The sequence below is a fragment of the Variovorax sp. 05N34 genome (assembly GCF_056397405.1).
Genome location: NZ_JBFTNI010000002.1, coordinates 763206 through 778739 on the forward strand (window position 1 = coordinate 763206; position 15534 = coordinate 778739).

At 66.5% G+C, this 15534-nt stretch carries 16 protein-coding genes; 10 read left to right on the plus strand and 6 right to left on the minus strand.

What is annotated here, in order from left to right:
- Positions 1-109 precede the first annotated feature (109 nt).
- The gene (locus AC1DMA_RS07955; RefSeq protein ID WP_478143836.1) at positions 110-730 is read left to right on the plus strand and encodes a hypothetical protein; all 621 of its coding nucleotides are present in this window, start codon (positions 110-112) and stop codon (positions 728-730) included.
- 646 nt (positions 731-1376) lie between these two features.
- Here AC1DMA_RS07955 and AC1DMA_RS07960 read toward each other — a convergent pair.
- The gene (locus tag AC1DMA_RS07960) at positions 1377-2327 is read right to left on the minus strand and encodes a PDR/VanB family oxidoreductase (protein WP_478143837.1); all 951 of its coding nucleotides are present in this window, start codon (positions 2325-2327) and stop codon (positions 1377-1379) included.
- Entirely contained in the window at positions 2324-3640 is a 1317-nt protein-coding gene (locus tag AC1DMA_RS07965; protein ID WP_478124581.1) for a Rieske 2Fe-2S domain-containing protein, read from the minus strand. The genes AC1DMA_RS07960 and AC1DMA_RS07965 overlap by 4 nt, the downstream gene beginning before the upstream one ends.
- A gap of 167 nt (positions 3641-3807) precedes the next feature.
- On the opposite strand from AC1DMA_RS07965, the gene AC1DMA_RS07970 reads away from it, so the two are divergent.
- Genes AC1DMA_RS07970 through AC1DMA_RS07980 form a run of 3 tightly spaced genes read left to right on the plus strand, consistent with a single transcriptional unit; the run spans position 3808 to position 6701 of the window.
- A complete protein-coding gene (locus AC1DMA_RS07970; protein WP_478124582.1) occupies positions 3808-4803 on the plus strand; it encodes a Bug family tripartite tricarboxylate transporter substrate binding protein in 996 nt (331 codons plus the stop codon).
- A 9-nt stretch (positions 4804-4812) separates the two neighbouring features.
- The gene (locus AC1DMA_RS07975) at positions 4813-5868 is read left to right on the plus strand and encodes an SDR family oxidoreductase (protein WP_478143838.1); all 1056 of its coding nucleotides are present in this window, start codon (positions 4813-4815) and stop codon (positions 5866-5868) included.
- Positions 5865-6701, plus strand: coding sequence for a sugar phosphate isomerase/epimerase family protein (locus AC1DMA_RS07980; RefSeq protein ID WP_478143839.1), 837 nt, complete (start codon positions 5865-5867; stop codon positions 6699-6701). Before AC1DMA_RS07975 ends, AC1DMA_RS07980 begins: the two co-directional genes overlap by 4 nt.
- Positions 6702-6707: 6 nt before the next feature.
- Here AC1DMA_RS07980 and AC1DMA_RS07985 read toward each other — a convergent pair whose 3' ends face one another.
- Genes AC1DMA_RS07985 through AC1DMA_RS07995 form a run of 3 tightly spaced genes read right to left on the minus strand, consistent with a single transcriptional unit; the run spans position 6708 to position 9083 of the window.
- Complete coding sequence (locus AC1DMA_RS07985) at positions 6708-7505, minus strand: enoyl-CoA hydratase/isomerase family protein (RefSeq protein WP_478143840.1); 798 nt, start codon at positions 7503-7505, stop codon at positions 6708-6710.
- 6 nt (positions 7506-7511) lie between these two features.
- Positions 7512-7910, minus strand: coding sequence for a Zn-ribbon domain-containing OB-fold protein (locus AC1DMA_RS07990; protein ID WP_478143841.1), 399 nt, complete (start codon positions 7908-7910; stop codon positions 7512-7514).
- Positions 7911-7913: 3 nt separating this feature from the next.
- The gene (locus tag AC1DMA_RS07995) at positions 7914-9083 is read right to left on the minus strand and encodes a thiolase domain-containing protein (RefSeq protein WP_478124587.1); all 1170 of its coding nucleotides are present in this window, start codon (positions 9081-9083) and stop codon (positions 7914-7916) included.
- A 75-nt stretch (positions 9084-9158) separates the two neighbouring features.
- On the opposite strand from AC1DMA_RS07995, the gene AC1DMA_RS08000 reads away from it, so the two are divergent.
- From AC1DMA_RS08000 to AC1DMA_RS08015, 4 genes are read left to right on the plus strand one after another with little or no spacing between them, the layout of a single operon-like run.
- The gene (locus AC1DMA_RS08000) at positions 9159-9932 is read left to right on the plus strand and encodes an SDR family NAD(P)-dependent oxidoreductase (RefSeq protein WP_478124588.1); all 774 of its coding nucleotides are present in this window, start codon (positions 9159-9161) and stop codon (positions 9930-9932) included.
- Position 9933: 1 nt separating this feature from the next.
- Entirely contained in the window at positions 9934-10731 is a 798-nt protein-coding gene (locus tag AC1DMA_RS08005; RefSeq protein WP_478143842.1) for an enoyl-CoA hydratase/isomerase family protein, read from the plus strand.
- A gap of 4 nt (positions 10732-10735) precedes the next feature.
- Positions 10736-11608, plus strand: a complete 873-nt coding sequence (locus AC1DMA_RS08010) for a MaoC/PaaZ C-terminal domain-containing protein (protein WP_478143843.1) — start codon at positions 10736-10738, stop codon at positions 11606-11608.
- Between the two features lie 28 nt (positions 11609-11636).
- Positions 11637-12371, plus strand: coding sequence for a tyrosine-protein phosphatase (locus AC1DMA_RS08015; protein ID WP_478143844.1), 735 nt, complete (start codon positions 11637-11639; stop codon positions 12369-12371).
- 57 nt (positions 12372-12428) lie between these two features.
- On the opposite strand, the gene AC1DMA_RS08020 is transcribed toward AC1DMA_RS08015, so the two are convergent.
- Positions 12429-13400 carry a Bug family tripartite tricarboxylate transporter substrate binding protein gene (locus AC1DMA_RS08020; protein ID WP_478143845.1) on the minus strand — a complete coding sequence of 324 codons (972 nt, stop codon included), beginning with the start codon at positions 13398-13400 and terminating at the stop codon, positions 12429-12431.
- Between the two features lie 79 nt (positions 13401-13479).
- Between AC1DMA_RS08020 and AC1DMA_RS08025 the strand changes: the two genes are divergently transcribed.
- A complete protein-coding gene (locus AC1DMA_RS08025; RefSeq protein WP_478143846.1) occupies positions 13480-14538 on the plus strand; it encodes a phosphotransferase in 1059 nt (352 codons plus the stop codon).
- Positions 14535-15530 carry an NADPH:quinone oxidoreductase family protein gene (locus tag AC1DMA_RS08030; RefSeq protein WP_478143847.1) on the plus strand — a complete coding sequence of 332 codons (996 nt, stop codon included), beginning with the start codon at positions 14535-14537 and terminating at the stop codon, positions 15528-15530. Before AC1DMA_RS08025 ends, AC1DMA_RS08030 begins: the two co-directional genes overlap by 4 nt.
- The last annotated feature ends 4 nt before the right edge of the window (positions 15531-15534 follow it).

The following is a 15534-nucleotide window of genomic DNA, read 5'->3' on the forward strand; positions in this document are numbered from 1 at the left end:
TCGCTCGCGCTTGTGTCTCGCTCCTGGTCCGCGGCCAAAGCTCGCAGCACGGCGAACTCGCGCCCAACGCTGTGGGCGCCTGGCGGTCCGTGGGTCAGGGAGGGCCTGCTTGAGCCACATTCCCTCGCCGGTTGCCACAACGCAATCGCCGACGTTCGCCGAGCTCCGCATCACAGGGCCCGATTTGGCGCCGTACCAACTCGGCCAACTCATGTATGTCTACGATGGCGAGACACATGTCGGAACGATCGGGGCGGTGGTCGTATTGCGCGGTGGGCACGAGGTTCACCTCGACCGCTTCGTGCCCGCAGTCATCCAAATGCGGCATCACCGGGTGCCGAGGAGCCTTGTGCTCGTTGAAGCAGTCGCATTCCTGGCTGAACATTTCCCGGCAGTAAGAACGATCAGGGTCTCGTTGAGTTCGCCCATTGAAGGACGCGACGACTTCCTCAAGGTCGCGAGGGCCCGTACCCGGCTCCTGCATTGGATCGGCGCTCAACAGATCAACGTCGTCCCCAACTTCGTGCCCTCGGATCGGGGCAATTTCATGGTGAGCGGGGTCTGGAAGCGCAACCCGCAAACCCTCAAGACCTTCAATGCCGCTCTACGCCATGAACGCGAAGCACACCGGTCTCGGAGGGCGGCTGCAACCACCGTCAGAGGTCGACTAGCGAAAGTGGGTGAGCGGGTCCGACAAATGCTTTTCGGCTCGACCGAAAAAGGCATCTAAGGAGATGGCATTCAATCTGTGGGCCGCCGTCGAGACGAGATGACTGCGCGATCTTCGCGCGGGTTTGGACTTGGTGACCGTGGAGACATAGCGCGCCAACGCATTCACTTGCGCATCGGTCAGCGCGTTGAACGCTGGCATCGGGCCCATGCCGTTGCGGATGCGGGAGAGCTGCTGGACTCGTCGGATGGAGTGAGCGCGTCGTGCGCGTCGGCGCGGATGAAGCTCGGGATGCTAGGCGCGCCAGCACGTGGCCGTCAGGGTCGCGGACCACCATCGCGCCGCCGTCACGGCGGCAGGCGATCTCCATCCCGAGGATCGTGGCCGTCGTGTCGGGCGCAACGAGAGGGGCAAGGGCGGCGGTCAGAAGGTCGCGGGCGATCAGGTCGGTGAGCATCTGTGTCACCCCCGTGGCGCTTCCGCGAGATCTTCCGATTCGTCGACTTCTTCTTCGGCGAGATCGGCGGGTGCCACGGGAAGTTGCAGGCGTCCATCTTCAGGAGGACAGTTGCCACCTCGGTACCGGATTCGCGGAAGGTGCCTGCCGGGATGTCGTCCACCTCGGCCAAGCTGGCGGTCGCTCAGGGAAGATTTCAGTTTCGTACGACGATAGATGCCAATTGCTCTCAGCTCAGGATCGATGCGCTCAAATGTCGAGCACCAGTTGCGACGTGAGGCTGCCCGAGCAGCAAACCATCATCGTCTGGTTGGTCGCCTTTTCCTCCTGGGTGAGGTAGTCGTCGCGGTGATCGGGCGTGCCTTCCAGCACCGGCGTGCGGCAGGTGCCGCAGACGCCCTGGGAGCAGGCGTATTGGACAGGCACGCCGGCATCGAGGAGCGTGTCCAACAGCGTCCTTCCGACTTCCACGCTGAGCGTCTTGCCGCTGCGGGCCAACTGCACCTCGTAGCCGCCGGCAGTGGCCGCCTCCTGGGTGGCACTGAAGCGCTCCAAATGGACGCGCTGCGGCGCGAGGCCGCTGCAGGCATTGATGAAGGCATCCAGCATGCCGCTTGGCCCGCAGCAGTACAGATGCGATCCGGCCGCCGCCTCGCGCGCGATGGCGGCGATGTCCGGTCGCTCCAAGTCTTCGCCGGTGCAGTGCAGCTTCACCGCGTTGCCGCTGCGGTCCAGCGCGTTCAGTTCCTGGACGTAGGCCGCTCGATGCCGCGAACGCACTGCGTAATGCAGCCGCCAGGCGTGGCCAAGCGAGTTCAGCCGGGCGGCCATCGTCATGAAGGGCGTGATGCCGATCCCGCCCGCGATGAAGATCGAAAGTGGCGCGCCTTCATGCAGTGGGAAGTTGTTGACGGGCGTGCTGCTCGAGAGATGGTCGCCAGGGCGCGGCATGCTGTGCAACCAGGCTGATCCGCCGCGGCTGTCGGCGGCACGGTCCACCGCGACCACATAGCGGTGCCGTTCTGCCGGATCGTTCACCAGCGAATAGCTGCGCTGCAAGCCACCTGGCAATTGCAGGTCGATGTGCGCGCCGGCCGTGAAGGGCGGCAGCGGCGCACCGTCGGCGGAGACGAACTCATATGAAACGATCCCTTCCGCCTCGCGGCGAAGCTGGCGCAGCAGCAGTTGCGGTCCGTTCACGGGGTGTAGCCGAAGCCCGCATCCAGGCGTGCCGTCATGTGCTCGGCGTGGTCCTGCCACTGCACGCCGGCGGGCAGTGTGAGCGACGCCGCGCGCACCATGAAGGTCGCCGGGTCATTGACGCCCTGCGGTTGGGTGCCGTTGCCCTGCAGGTTGCGCACGGTGTCCAGCAAAAGGCGCCGCGTCATCGCGACGCCCGTGTCGCTGATGCCGAGGTTTTCCTTGCTGCGGTCGTAGATGGCGGCAACGCCCGACTGGCATGCCGCGTCCTGAACCCACAGTCCGGGCAGGCCGGAAAACCAGGTCTTGGTCTGAGCGTCGTAGTTGAAAAGGTAGCCGTTCTGGCGGTTGTACTTGGTCCAGTATTTGGCGAAGGGCTCCGTGGCCGGCCGCGGCGCGAAGGAGTCGTTGCTGGCATGGCCGGTCTCGCGCCCCGCATGACCTTTCTCGAACAGTGCGCGCGACTTGTCGTAGAGCTTCTCCGAGGGGTGATAGGAGAACATGATGCACAGCGAGTTGTAGTCGTCGATCGGCACCCAGGCGTGACCTGACAGTTCAGGGTATTGCGATTGCGGCGGCACCAGCGTCCAGAAGGGCAGGAGGAACTGGTTCACTCGCCAATAGCTGGTCTCTTCGTCCAGCTTGCGGCGGGAGGCGATGCTCATGCCGAAGGGCTGACGTTGGCACTGGAAAGTCGGGCGCAGGTCACGCTTCGCGATCCAGTCGCTGATCGCACCCTGCGCGTCGATGCGCCCATGCAGGATCGGCGCGTGGGCGGAGTCGATCTCGCCTTCAACCGCCTGGAGCCAGTTGCATTCCTGCACGCGGAAGCTCACATGCACGCGCTCGGCGGGCACCAGGTTCCATTCCATCTCCGGCAGCGGCGGCGGGTTGTCCTGTTGCGGGCCCATGTAGGCCCAGGCGATGCCGTTTCGTTCCTGGCAGGCGTAGGCCTTGAGCCGGACCTTGTCCTTCAGGCGGCTCTCTGGCAACTCGGCCGGCAGGTCCTGCACGTGGCCGTCGGTGCCGAACTTCCAGCCGTGATAGACGCAACGCAAGCCGCAATCCTCGTTGCGGCCGAAGACCAGCGGCGCACCACGGTGCGGACAGGCATGGTCCACGAGGCCTAGCTTGCCTTCGCTGTCGCGGAACGCGATCAGGTCCTCACCGAGCAGGCGCACCCGTTGGGGCATGCCGCCGGCCGGCAGATCGCTTGTCGGAAGGAAGGGAATCCAGAACAGCCGCATCAGGCTGCCCATGGCGGTGCCCGGGCCGACGCGCACGAGCGTTTCGTTGTCTTCAGGGGTGAGCATGGGAGCTCCGTAAAAGTTGAATAATTGGCATATTGGTTAGACCATTATAATAGTTAACCAAGTGATGGAAAGGGGAAAACGTCGTCGCGATTCGGGGTAATGCCTAACAATGTCCATTGGTCTGTCCATTATGATTTTGGCCAATTGATCACTTCAGGAGTCCTGTCATGCCCGCTCCGCGCCCCAGCCGTCGCGCCGCCCTGTTTCAGATCGCGGCGGGTGCTGCCGCCCTTGGCGCCTTTCCCGGCCGCCTGCTCGCGCAAGGGACCTGGCCAGAGCGCCCCATTACGCTGATCACGCCCTTCGGCGGTGCCGTTGACATCCTGGCGCGCCTGATCGCGGCCGATCTTGGCCGGCGCCTGGGACAGACGGTGGTCGTGGATCAAAAGATTGGCGGCTCGGGAACCATCGGTATGGCGGCGGTGGCCCGTGCACATGCCGACGGCTACACGATTGGAATGGGCACGACCACATCGCTAACCTCCGCACCGCATCTCATCAAGAACCCCGGCTACGACGTCGAGAAGTCGTTCACCTACCTGGGCCTGATCCAGACTTCGCGCCAGGTGCTGACGGTGTCGCCCAAGCTGGGCGTGGACACGCTGCAGGACTTCATTGCACTGGCCAAGGCCAAACCCGGCACGCTCAACTTCGGCTCGAGCGGTGTGGGCAACAGCATCCATCTGGCGGTGGAGCAGTTCAACGCGGCCGCGGGCATCAAGGCAGTGCATGTGCCCTTCAAGACGGGCAACGAGACCGACACCGCCATGATGGCCGGTGAAGTGCAATATACGATCGCGTCGCTCGCCACCTCGCTTCCGCTGATCCAGGCCGGGCGCATCAAGGCGCTGGCGGTGACGGGCGAGGGCCGCGATCCTGCCTTGCCGAACGTCCCTAACCTTCAGGAGTCCGGTCTGCAGGCGCGGATCCCGGATCAGCTCTTCGGCATGGTGGGCCCGGCCAACATGCCTGCGCCGGTGACGTCGAAACTTCTGAAGGCTGTGGCGGACATGCAGGCTGATCCTGCGTTCCAGGAGGCCGTGCGGCGCGGCGGAGGCGTGCCGTCGCAGGTGCACGGCGATGCCTTCCGCAAGCTCGCGCTGAGCGACAGTCAGACATGGGGCGATCTCATCAAGCGACTTGGCATCACGCTCAGCAGCTGAGGGTTCCGCATGCAACAGAAGAAGACGGCGCTGATCGCCGGCGCCAGCGGCATCGTGGGGCGCGGCATTGCCGAGCGACTGGTGGGCGGGGGCTGGCGCGTCTTGTGCGCGAGCCGTTCGGGCGGCGGCGGCTTGTCCGGAACCGAAGGCATGGCCATGGACCTCATGGATGCGGCCGCCTGCGCGCGGGCTGTCGCGCCGCATACGGGGATCACGCACGTATTCCACGCAGCCTTCCGGCCGGCGCCCAGCCGCGCGGCGGAAGTCGCACCCAATCTTGCGATGCTGCGCAACGTGGTGGAGGCGGTGCAGCGGGCCTCGCCGGCGCTGCGCAAGGTGGTGCTGGTCACGGGCGCGAAGTTCTACGGCATCCAGTGGGGCGCGAGCCCCACGCCCTGTCGCGAGAGCGATCCGAGACAACTGCCGCCAAACTTCTACTACGACCAGGAGGACTGGCTGCGCGAGGCCGGCCGCGGCGCACGCTGGCGCTGGGTCAACCTGATTCCTCCCTTCGTCTCCGGTTACGCCATCGGCAACCCGATGAACCTGGTGCTCGGCATCGGCCTCTATGCCGCTGTCTGCAAGGAACTGGGCATGCCGCTGCGCTTCCCCGGAAGCGCGCGTGCCTACGAGGCGTTGCACCAGATCGCGGACGCGCGCCAGATCGGCGCCGCCGCAGCGTGGGCCGCGGATGCGCCCGCGGCGGAGGACGAGGCTTTCAATGTCACCAACGGAGATCCGGCGCGCTGGCGACAGACCTGGCCGGTGATTGCCGAAGCGCTCGCCATGCCTTGCGGCGAGCCGAAGACGCTTCCGCTTGCGGACCTGATGCCGGCGCAGCAAGCCGTGTGGGGTCGCATCGCGCAGCGTCACCGTCTGCGGACGATCGACATCGGCCAGATCGTCGACTGGCGATGGATGGACTACATGCTGCGCCAGGCGCACGACATCGTGCTGGCGACGGCGAAGATCCGGCGCGCCGGCTTCCACGACTGCATCGAGACCGATGCGACGCTGGTGCAGCGCCTGCGCGAGCTGCAGGCCGCTGAGGTGCTGCCGGCATGAGCAGCAATCGCCGCTGCCGGGAAGTCCGCGCGCTCACGTTCGGCTTTCTCTCGCTCGGTGCGCAAGCGGCGCCGCTGGATGTTCTCGCCGCGGCTGCCGAAGCCAGCTTCGGCGCGGCGGGACTGCGCATCAGTGGGCGCAATCCCGGCGACCCGTGGCCGGGACCCGGTGCAGACGGAGATGGCTTCGAGCAGCTACGCGCGCAGGCCGAGGCGTTGTCGGTCCGCGTCTCCAGCATCTCCGGCTACTACATCTCGGAGAAAACCAACCTGTCGCACCTGCTCTCGAACGTGGAAGCCGCACGCCGCCTCGGCGCGCCGCTGATCTCGCAGGGATGCTTCGAGCCCGACCTGGCGCGTGTCGGCGAGTTGCTGCGCGACTACGCGCGCACTGCCGCCGATGCCGGCGTGCGCATCGCGCTCGAGTTCATGCCCATGAGCACGCTCAAGACGATCGCTGATACGCAGCGCGTGATCGCCGACAGCGGCGGCCGCAATGTGGGCCTGTTGATCGACTCGCTCCATCTGGCGCGTTCGGGCGCGGGCGTGGCCGATGTGCGTGCGCTCGACCCTGAATGCATCTATCTCACGCAACTGTGCGATGCGCCTGCGGTGCGTGCGCCAGCGACAACCCTGTTCGACGAGGCGATGTCGGGCCGCATGTACCTGGGAGACGGCGGGCTGGATCTGCAGGGGTTGGTGGCGGCTTTGCCGCCGGATGCCGAGATCGAGCTGGAGACACCGGTTGTTGCCGACGCTGCATTGCCGGCCGCTGAGCGTGCACAACGCGCAGCGAAGAAGGCCGAGGCCTTCTTCTCGTTTCATTTCGGCTGACGGGCGTCAGCCCCGCGCGGACTTCAGGCCGCCGAAGGCGGGGCGTTGCTTCCCGAGAATGGCCTCGATCTGCGCAGCCGGTTCTGGCGCCGCGAAGGCGGCGGCTTGGCTCGCCGCTTCGAGTGCGAAGGCGCTCTGCCGGTCGCCGTCGAGCGAGGCATTCAGCATCGCCTTGGACAGTGCCACCGCGGTCGGCGCAGCCTGGGCCATGCGCTCGGCCATCTCTCGCGCACGCGTTTCGAGCGCTTCGCTCGCGTGCACTTCCATCACGATCCCGAATTCGCGGGCTTCCTCGACGCCGACGTCGCGGGTGGAGAACACCAGTTCCTTCGCGCGCTGCAACCCGACCACGCGTGGCAGCAGGTAGAGCGCGCCGAGGTCCGGCACCAAACCCAGCCGCAAATGGGCCATGGCGAACTTGGCGCGCGGGCTGGCGATGATCATGTCCGCGCACAGCGCCAGCGCGAAGCCCGCGCCGATGGCCGGACCGTCGATGGCGGCGATCACGGGGCAGCCCACATTCAACAGGTCGTCGGTGAGCCGAAGACCGGCGTTGATTCGCCGCTGCCAGTAGGCGGGGCCCGCATCCGCATGTTCCTGCAGTGCGTGGAGGTTTCCACCGGCGCAGAAGGCGCCCGCGCCACCGGTAAGGACGAGCGCACGCACCGCCGGGTCATTGCGTACCTGCTCCAGCACCGCCATCAGGTCGGCGCGCAGCGCAACGTCCAGCGGATTGTGGATCTCGGGTCGGGCTAGGCGAACCCAGCCGACCGCGTTCTCCACCGAGAAGTCGAGCGTTTCCATGTCCACTCAGGCACGCCTGAACATCGGGACCATCGCGCCGCCCTCGGCGGGCTTGAACGTGACCTCGACGCGTTGGCCGATCTTCAGATCATCGAGATCGCAGTCGACGATGTTGGTCAGCATCGTGATGCCCTCGTCGAGGGTGACATAGGCGATCGCGTAAGGGATGGGGCCGCCGCGGCGCGTGACGCTCACGCTGTAGATCGTGCCTCGACCCGAGAGGCTGCACCACTCGGTCTCGCCCATGCAGAAGGGGCAGAGGACGCGCGGGTACCAATGGACCTTGCCGCAACTGGTGCAGTGCCGCGTGCACAGCAGGCCTTCCTTGGCTTGTGTCCAGAAATGCCTGGTGGCGGCGTCGACATGCGGAGCCGCCAGCGCCCGGTCGGTGAAGGGAGTGGTCATCGCTTATTGCCTTTCCATGATCAGGGTTGCGCTGCCGTGGCGAGAGCCGAGCAGGCCACCGGTGCCCTGGGCCAGGGCCAGGGTGCAGTCGGGCACCTGGACCTTCGGGTGCGCTTCTCCGCGCAGCTGGCGCACGGCCTCGATCACCTTCGTGATGCCGCCTCGGTTGGCCGGATGGTTGTTGCACAGGCCGCCGCCATCGGTGTTGAAGGGAAGCTTGCCGACGCCCGAGATCAGATTCCCATCGGCCACGAAACGGCCGCCTTCGCCCTTCTTGCAGAAGCCCAGGTCCTCCAGCTGCATCAGCACCGTGATGGTGAAACTGTCGTAGATCGATGCGTACTGGATGTCGCTCGGACTCACGCCCGCCTCCTTGAACGCGATGGGACCGGAGATCGCCGCGCCGGACCAGGTCAGGTCGACCTGACCGCCGAGCTGGCCCTTGATGGTCTCGCCTGCGCCGAGCACATTGATCACCGGGCGTTTCAGACGCGCAGCGATCTCGGGCCGCACCACGACCAGCGCGCCACCGCCGTCGCTCACCACGCAGCAGTCCAGCTTGTGCAGCGGGTCGGAGATCAGGGGCGAGGCCAGCACCTCCTCCACGGTCACCGGCTCACGCAGCATCGCATTCGGGTTGTGCTGCGCGTGGGCCGCGGCCGCTACCTTGATCCAGGCGAGCTGTTCGCTGGTGGTGCCGTACTCGTGCATGTGGCGGGCTGCGGCCAGCGCGTACATGTTCACGGTGACGGGGTTGTACGGCATCTCCCAGGGCACGTCCGGCGTGTCGGCCGTGACCAGTCGCGGCGCGACGCCGATCGATCCTTCGCTGCGCGGGCGGCCCGCAAGAGTCACCAGCGCGACATCGCACTTTCCGGTGGCAATGGCCTGCGCTGCGTGCGACACGTGGATCAGGTAGGCCGATCCGCCGGTGTCGGTGCTGTCGACGTGGCGCAGCCGGGTCAGGCCCAGGTAGTCGGCCATGCTGTTGGCACCCAGGCCGGGCGCGTCGCCGGCGCAGAAGTAGCCGTCCACGTCCTGCAGGGTGAGGCCGGCATCGGCCAGCGCGCCGCGGGCACATTCTGCGTGCAACTGTGCCACTGTCTTGTCGGGGGCCTTGCGCGTCGGGTGTTCGTAGGCGCCTGCGATGCAGGCCTTGCGTTTGATGGTCATGTGTTTGCTCCAGTCACTGTTCACAAGTAGGATATCATTGGTTCAACCATCGGACAATCAACAAGGAGCATCAAAGTGGATCCCATCGTCAGCCTGCAAGGGCGCACCATCGTCGTCACCGGCGCCGGCCAGGGCATCGGTAAGGGCATCGTGGAACTGGCCATTGACCTGGGGGCCAACGTGGTAGCCGTCGATCTCAATGGCCAGACGCTGGACGCCGCGGTCTCGCCGCTGCCCCAGGCGCGCGTGCTCGCGGTGCAGGGCAGCGTGGCCGATCCGGCCGTGGCCGACCGCGCCGTGGCCGATGCGGTCGCGAAGTTCGGGGCGGTGCATGGCCTTGTCAACAACGCCGGCATCATCCGCCCGGCCATGATCGACAAGATGACCGACCAGCAATGGCAGGAGGTGATCGACGTGCACCTCACCGGCTCCTTCTACTGGATGCGTGCCGCAGGCCGGCACATGGTCGAGCGGGCCAAGATCGGCGACAAGACCGGCGGCTCGATCGTCAACATCTCGTCCGACGCCGGCCGCAAGGGCTCGATCGGCCAGATCAATTACGCGGCGGCCAAGGCCGGCATGCTGGGCATGACGATGACGGCGGCGCGCGAATGGGGCCGCTACAACATCCGCACCAACTCAATCTGCTTCGGCGTGGTGGAGACACCGATGACGGAAGTGGTGCGCGGCGAGAAGTTCCGCGACCAGATGCTCGCCCAGATTCCGCTGGGCCGCTGGTCCACGCCGGGCGAGGTGGTGAAGAGCGTCTGCTATCTGCTGTCGGATGGCTCGAGCTATATCACGGGCCAGCATCTGGGCGTCAACGGCGGCTTCCACATCAGTCTCTGACATGGCGGGCGACAACGTCCTTCTGGAGCGCGCGGACGGCGTGGCCGTCCTCACGCTGAACCGGCCGTCGGCAAAGAACGCCATCGACATCCCCACCACTGACGCGCTCGTTGCTGCCCTGCGCGCGTTGCGTGTCGACGATGACATCCGCGCGGTCGTGCTGACCGGTGCAGGCGGCGATTTCTGCGCGGGCGGCGACGTCAAGGGCATGGCCGATGGGGGCTCGCGCACCCTCGAGCAGCGCCGCGCGGGCATGGCTCGCTATGCCGAACTGGCGCGCGCGTTGGCGGCGCTGGACAAGCCGCTGATTGCCGCGATCGACGGCGTCGCATTCGGAGCGGGGCTCAGCATGGCGCTCTATGCCGACATCGTGCTGGTGAGCACGCGGGCGCGGTTAGCGATGGTTTTCCATCGCATCGGCCTGGTGCCGGATGTGGGCGCCTGGTACCAGTTGCCACGCGTGGTGGGATTGCAGCGAGCCAAGGACCTGATCTACTCGGCGCGCGAGTTCGGCGCCGAAGAGGCGCTGCGCATGAACCTGGCGCTCGAGGCTCTCGCACCGGAGGCTCTGATGCCGCGTGCAATGCAACTTGCTCGCAGCCTGGCCGACGCGTCCCCTACTGCCTTCAGCCTCTCCAAGCGCGCGCTGGCCGCGACGCTGCAGAGCGATCTGGACACCATTCTGGACATGGAGGCTTCCTCGCAGGTGATCGCCTCGTCCAGCGCGTACTTTCGCGAAGCCATCCGCCGCTTCGCCGCCAAGGAGCCGGCGCAGTTCCGCTGGCCGAACAAGGATTGAACCCATGATCGACTACGAGAAGACCAAGGCCTGGCGCTCCGGCCCTGTACGCCAGAGCTATACCGAGCGCGACACCATCCTCTATGCCTTGGGCGTCGGCTTCGCGGCGGACCCGCTGGCCGTGGAGGAACTCCGTTTCGTCTACGAGAAGGAACTCCAGGCCGTGCCGACCATGGCCGCGGTACTGGCCTCGGCCGGCTTCTGGATGCGTGATCGCAAGGATCTGGGCATTGACTACCTGAAGCTGGTGCACGGCGAGCAGGGCGTGACGATCCATTCGTCCTTGCCGGCCTCCGGCACGCTGATCGGCGAAAGCTGCGTCACCCGCATCGTCGACAAAGGCGAGGGCAAGGGCGCGACGATGCATGTGGAGAAGACCCTCAGCGACGAGGCCAGTGGCCGGCTGGTTGCCACGGTCGAGATGGTGCTCTTCCTGCGTGGCGACGGCGGCTTCTCGAAGAGCGGCCGCGGTGACGAACCCCCGGCCGCTGCGGCTGCAACGCCGGATTCCGCACCTGATCTGACCATCGAACTGCAGACCCGCGCGGACGCGGCGGTGCTGTACCGGCTCTCCGGCGACATCAACCCGCTGCACATCGACCGCGCGGTGGCCGCAAAGGCTGGCTTTCCGCGGCCGATCCTGCACGGCCTCGCGACCTACGGGAATGCGTGTCGTGGCATCCTGACCCGGTTCTGCGAGCACGATGCGTCGCGCATGAAATCGATCCGCGCGCGGTTGACTTCGCCGGTCTATCCCGGCGAAACGCTGGTGCTGGATTGCTGGCGCATGGGCTCGGAGGAGGTCGCCTTCCGTGCGAGCGTGAAGGAGCGCGGCGTGCAGGTGCTTGCCAACGGGCGTGCTGTCCTGGGTGCCTGATGCGGGCCGTCATTGCGGCGCGATGAACATGTCATCGCATGCAGCGCCCGTCGTGGCGAGCGTGCCGAACCTGCGCGACCTGGGGGGCATCGGCACGGCGTCGGGTCATCTGATCGCGCCGGGGCGGCTCTGGCGTTCGAGCCATTTCGGCGCGATACCCGACGACGATCTGATCGCGCTGCGTGCCATTGGATTCCGCTCGGTGGTTGACCTGCGCGGCACGGACGAGCGGAAGCACACGCCGTCGCGCCTGGTGCAGTCAGGGATCCAGGAGGTGCATCTGCCGATCGAGCCGCGCGCGATGGGCGCGCTGCGCCAACTGCGCGAGGCCGGCCAGGCCGACACTTCCGCGCTGACTGCCATCATGTTCGAGGTCTATCGCCGCTTCGCGCACGAGCACGTGCCTGTCTTCGCCTCGCTCCTGCGGCTGGTTGCCGACGAGGCAACGCCCCTCCCATTGGTTGTTCACTGCACTGCTGGAAAGGACCGTACCGGTTGGGCGGCGGCGCTGTTGCTGCTCGCGCTCGGAGTGCCGCGCGAAGCCGTGCTCGATGACTTCATGGCGAGCAACGGACGTTGGCGCATGCACGGCGCCTCGAGCGACTGGGCGCTGCTGGCCGCGGTGCGCGCCGAATACATGCAATGCGCATTCGACGAGATCGACAGTCGCTGGGGCTCGATGAACGCCTATCTGGAAGGCCCCCTCGGTCTTGATCGCCAGGCACGCGAAAGGTTGTGCGCGCGCCTGCTCGTCAACTGCTAAGGACGCAGATACCGCGATCGAACCGCTGCAACCAGAGTCGCAGCGGCTTTTGCTCGGCTAGAGCTTTACGCGCCCCGCGTCCACCAGCTTCTGCGTGAGTGCAAGCTGGTCCTTCATGAAGCGCTGGGTCTGGTCGGCGCTCCATGGCGTCGGCTCGAAGCCCAGCTCCAGCAGCTTGGCGCGCACATCCGGCATCACGAGAATACGGCCCATCTCCGCGGTCAGCTTGGCGACGATGGCCTTGGGCGTCTTCGCTGGCACGAAGGCGGCGGCCCAGCCGGGCATGTCGACTTCCGGATAGCCCAGTTCGGCGAAGGTCGGCACGTCGGGGTACGCGGGAAAGCGCGTAGCGCTGGCGACGGCCAGCGGCTTGATCTTGCCGGGGTAGCGATTCACGCCGCCGACCGATACCACCGCCGCATCGATCTGGCCGCCCAGCAAATCCTGCAGTGCCGGCGTCTCTCCCTTGTACGGCACGTGCACGGTGTCGATGTCGGCGGCCATGTTGAACAGTTCGCCGACAAAGTGGCCGCCCGAGCCCTGGCCATAGGAGCCATAAGAGAGCTTGCCGGGGCGCGTCTTGGCGAGCGCCACGTACTGCTTGAGGGTAGAGGCGGGCAAGCTTTCGCGGATGCCGATCGCGATTGGGGTGAGCGCCAGCATGCCCACTGGTTGCAGGTCCTCCATCCGATAGCCCGGCTTCTGCATCAGCACCGTATTGCTGAGGAGTGCGCTGTAGCCGATCAGCACGGTATATCCATCGGCCGGCGCCTGCGACACCGTGGCCGCGGCGATGGCGCCGCTTGCGCCGGACTTGGTTTCGACGATGCAGGGCTGGCCCCAGGCCTCGGTCAGCTTCTGGCCGATGAGTCGCATCATGGTGTCGTGGCCCCCGCCGGCCGGCGTGGGAATCACGAACTTGATCACCTGCGAGGGGAAGGGCTGCGACTGCGCCTGCGCAAGCGGCAGGACGCCCGTACCTAGCGAGCCGAGTGCGGCTGCGAGCGTCTGGCGTCGGGTGAAGTTCATGGCGGTGTCTCCTTGTGTGATGGATGTAGCTGCTATACGATCGTTCAATCATTGGTTCAACCATAGATTAAACGACAAAGTGAACGATTCATCCACCCCTCCAATCACGGCGAATGGGTTCAATGCGACTGCGGCGAGCGCGCTCGATGCGTTCATCCGGCGCGAAATCGCTGGCTTCGACGGCGCGCTGCGGGTGCGGCAGGTCGAAGGCGGACAGTCCAATCCCACCTTCATCGTCGATGCGGGCGCACGGCGGCTCGTGCTTCGGCGCAAGCCGCCCGGCGTGCTGCTTCCTTCGGCCCATGCGGTGGAGCGCGAGTTCCGCGTGCTGCGCGCGCTCGAAAAATCGAACGTGCCGGTGCCGCCTGCGCGCGTGCTGTGCGAAGACCCGGCTGTACTGGGCAGCACCTTCTACCTGATGGACTTTGTGGAAGGGCGCATCCTCACCGACCAGACCCTGCCAGGCATGGCTCCCGCCCAGCGCCGCGCGCACTACGCCGAGATGGCCGGCGTGATGGCCGCGCTCCATGCGGTGGACTGGCGTGCGCGCGGTCTGGCCGACTTTGGCCGCGAAGGCCGCTATGTCGAGCGTCAGATCGAGCGCTGGACTCGCCAGTACCGCGCGAGCGAGACCGACCGCATCGAGGCGATGGAGCGGCTGATCGAATGGTTGCCGGCGCATGTGCCGCCGCAGGAAAGCACGTCGCTCGTGCACGGTGACTTCCGGCTCGACAACCTTGTGTTTCACTCGAGCGAGCCGCGCATCGTCGCCGTGCTCGACTGGGAACTCTCCACACTGGGAGATCCGCAGGTGGACTTCGCCTACCACTGCCTCGCCTGGCGGCTGCAGCTCGGAACCCATCGCACGCTGGCCGGGCTCGGCGCTTTGCCGGAAGGCATTCCGACCGAAGCGCAGCATGTGGCTGACTACTGCCGCGCAAGCGGCCGCGCCGATACGCACATCGCGCACTGGCACTACCACCTCGCGTTCAACATGTTCCGTCTTGCTGCCATCCAGCAGGGCGTGGCCCGTCGCGCGCTGGACGGCAACGCCGCCAACAGCCGCGCGGCCGCCGTTGCCGCGCGCGTTCAAGCAACTGCCGAAGCCGGCTGGGCGGCGACAAAGGAGACCCGATGACGAGCAACCTGCCTCCATCGATGCGCGCGTGGCGCGTCGAGGAAATCAGCGAGGGTGGCCAGATGCATCTGCGCGACGTCAAGGTGCCCCAGCCCGGCCCCGACCAATACCTGGTGCGGGTCGAGGCCGCCGGCCTTGCGTTCGGCGATACGTTGATCGTGCGCGGCAAGTACCAGATCAAGCCGCCGCTGCCCTTCACGCCCGGTTCCGAGGTGCTGGGCACCATCGTGGCGGGAGAAGGTGGCGAACTGCCGGTGGGCACGCGCGTGGCGAGTTCTTCCAGGCAGGGCGGCTTCGCGCAGTACGCGCTGGTGCCGCGCAGCGAGGCGATCGCGATCCCTCAGGACATCGACCCGGGGGAAGCACTTGCATTGCGCAGCAACTATCCCACCTCGCTGTTTGCGTTGCGCGTGGCGGGGCGCCTGCAAGAAGGCCAGACGCTGCTCGTGCATGCCGCCGCGGGCGGTGTCGGCAGCGCCGCTCTGCAACTCGGCAAGCTGATGGGTGCGCGTGTGATCGCTACCGCGGGCGGGGCGCGGAAGGCGCAAGCCTGTCTCGACGCGGGCGCGGATGCCGCGCTGGACTATGGCGATCCCGGGTGGGTCGATGCCTTCCGCAAGATCGCCCCCGGCAGCGCTGATGTGATCTACGACCCGGTGGGTGGCGAGGTCGGCGCGCAGAGCCTGCGCTGCCTCGCCTTCGGCGCGCGCTACCTCGTCATCGGTTTTGCGGCCGGCGCGCTCACACAGCTGCCGGCCAATCGGCTGCTGCTTCACAACGCCAGTGCGGTGGGTGTGCTGTGGGGTGAGGTGCGCAAGCGCGACCTCGCGCTGGCGGCGCAGCTCACGCAAGAGGTCTATGCGTGGCATGCGGAAGGCCGTATCCGCCCCATGCCCGGGCCATCGTTTGCCTTCGACGACGCATGCGCGGCCCTGGCCGCGCTGGAAGGCCGATCCACGGTGGGCAAGGCTTGGCTTCGTGTGCCGCACTAGCAGC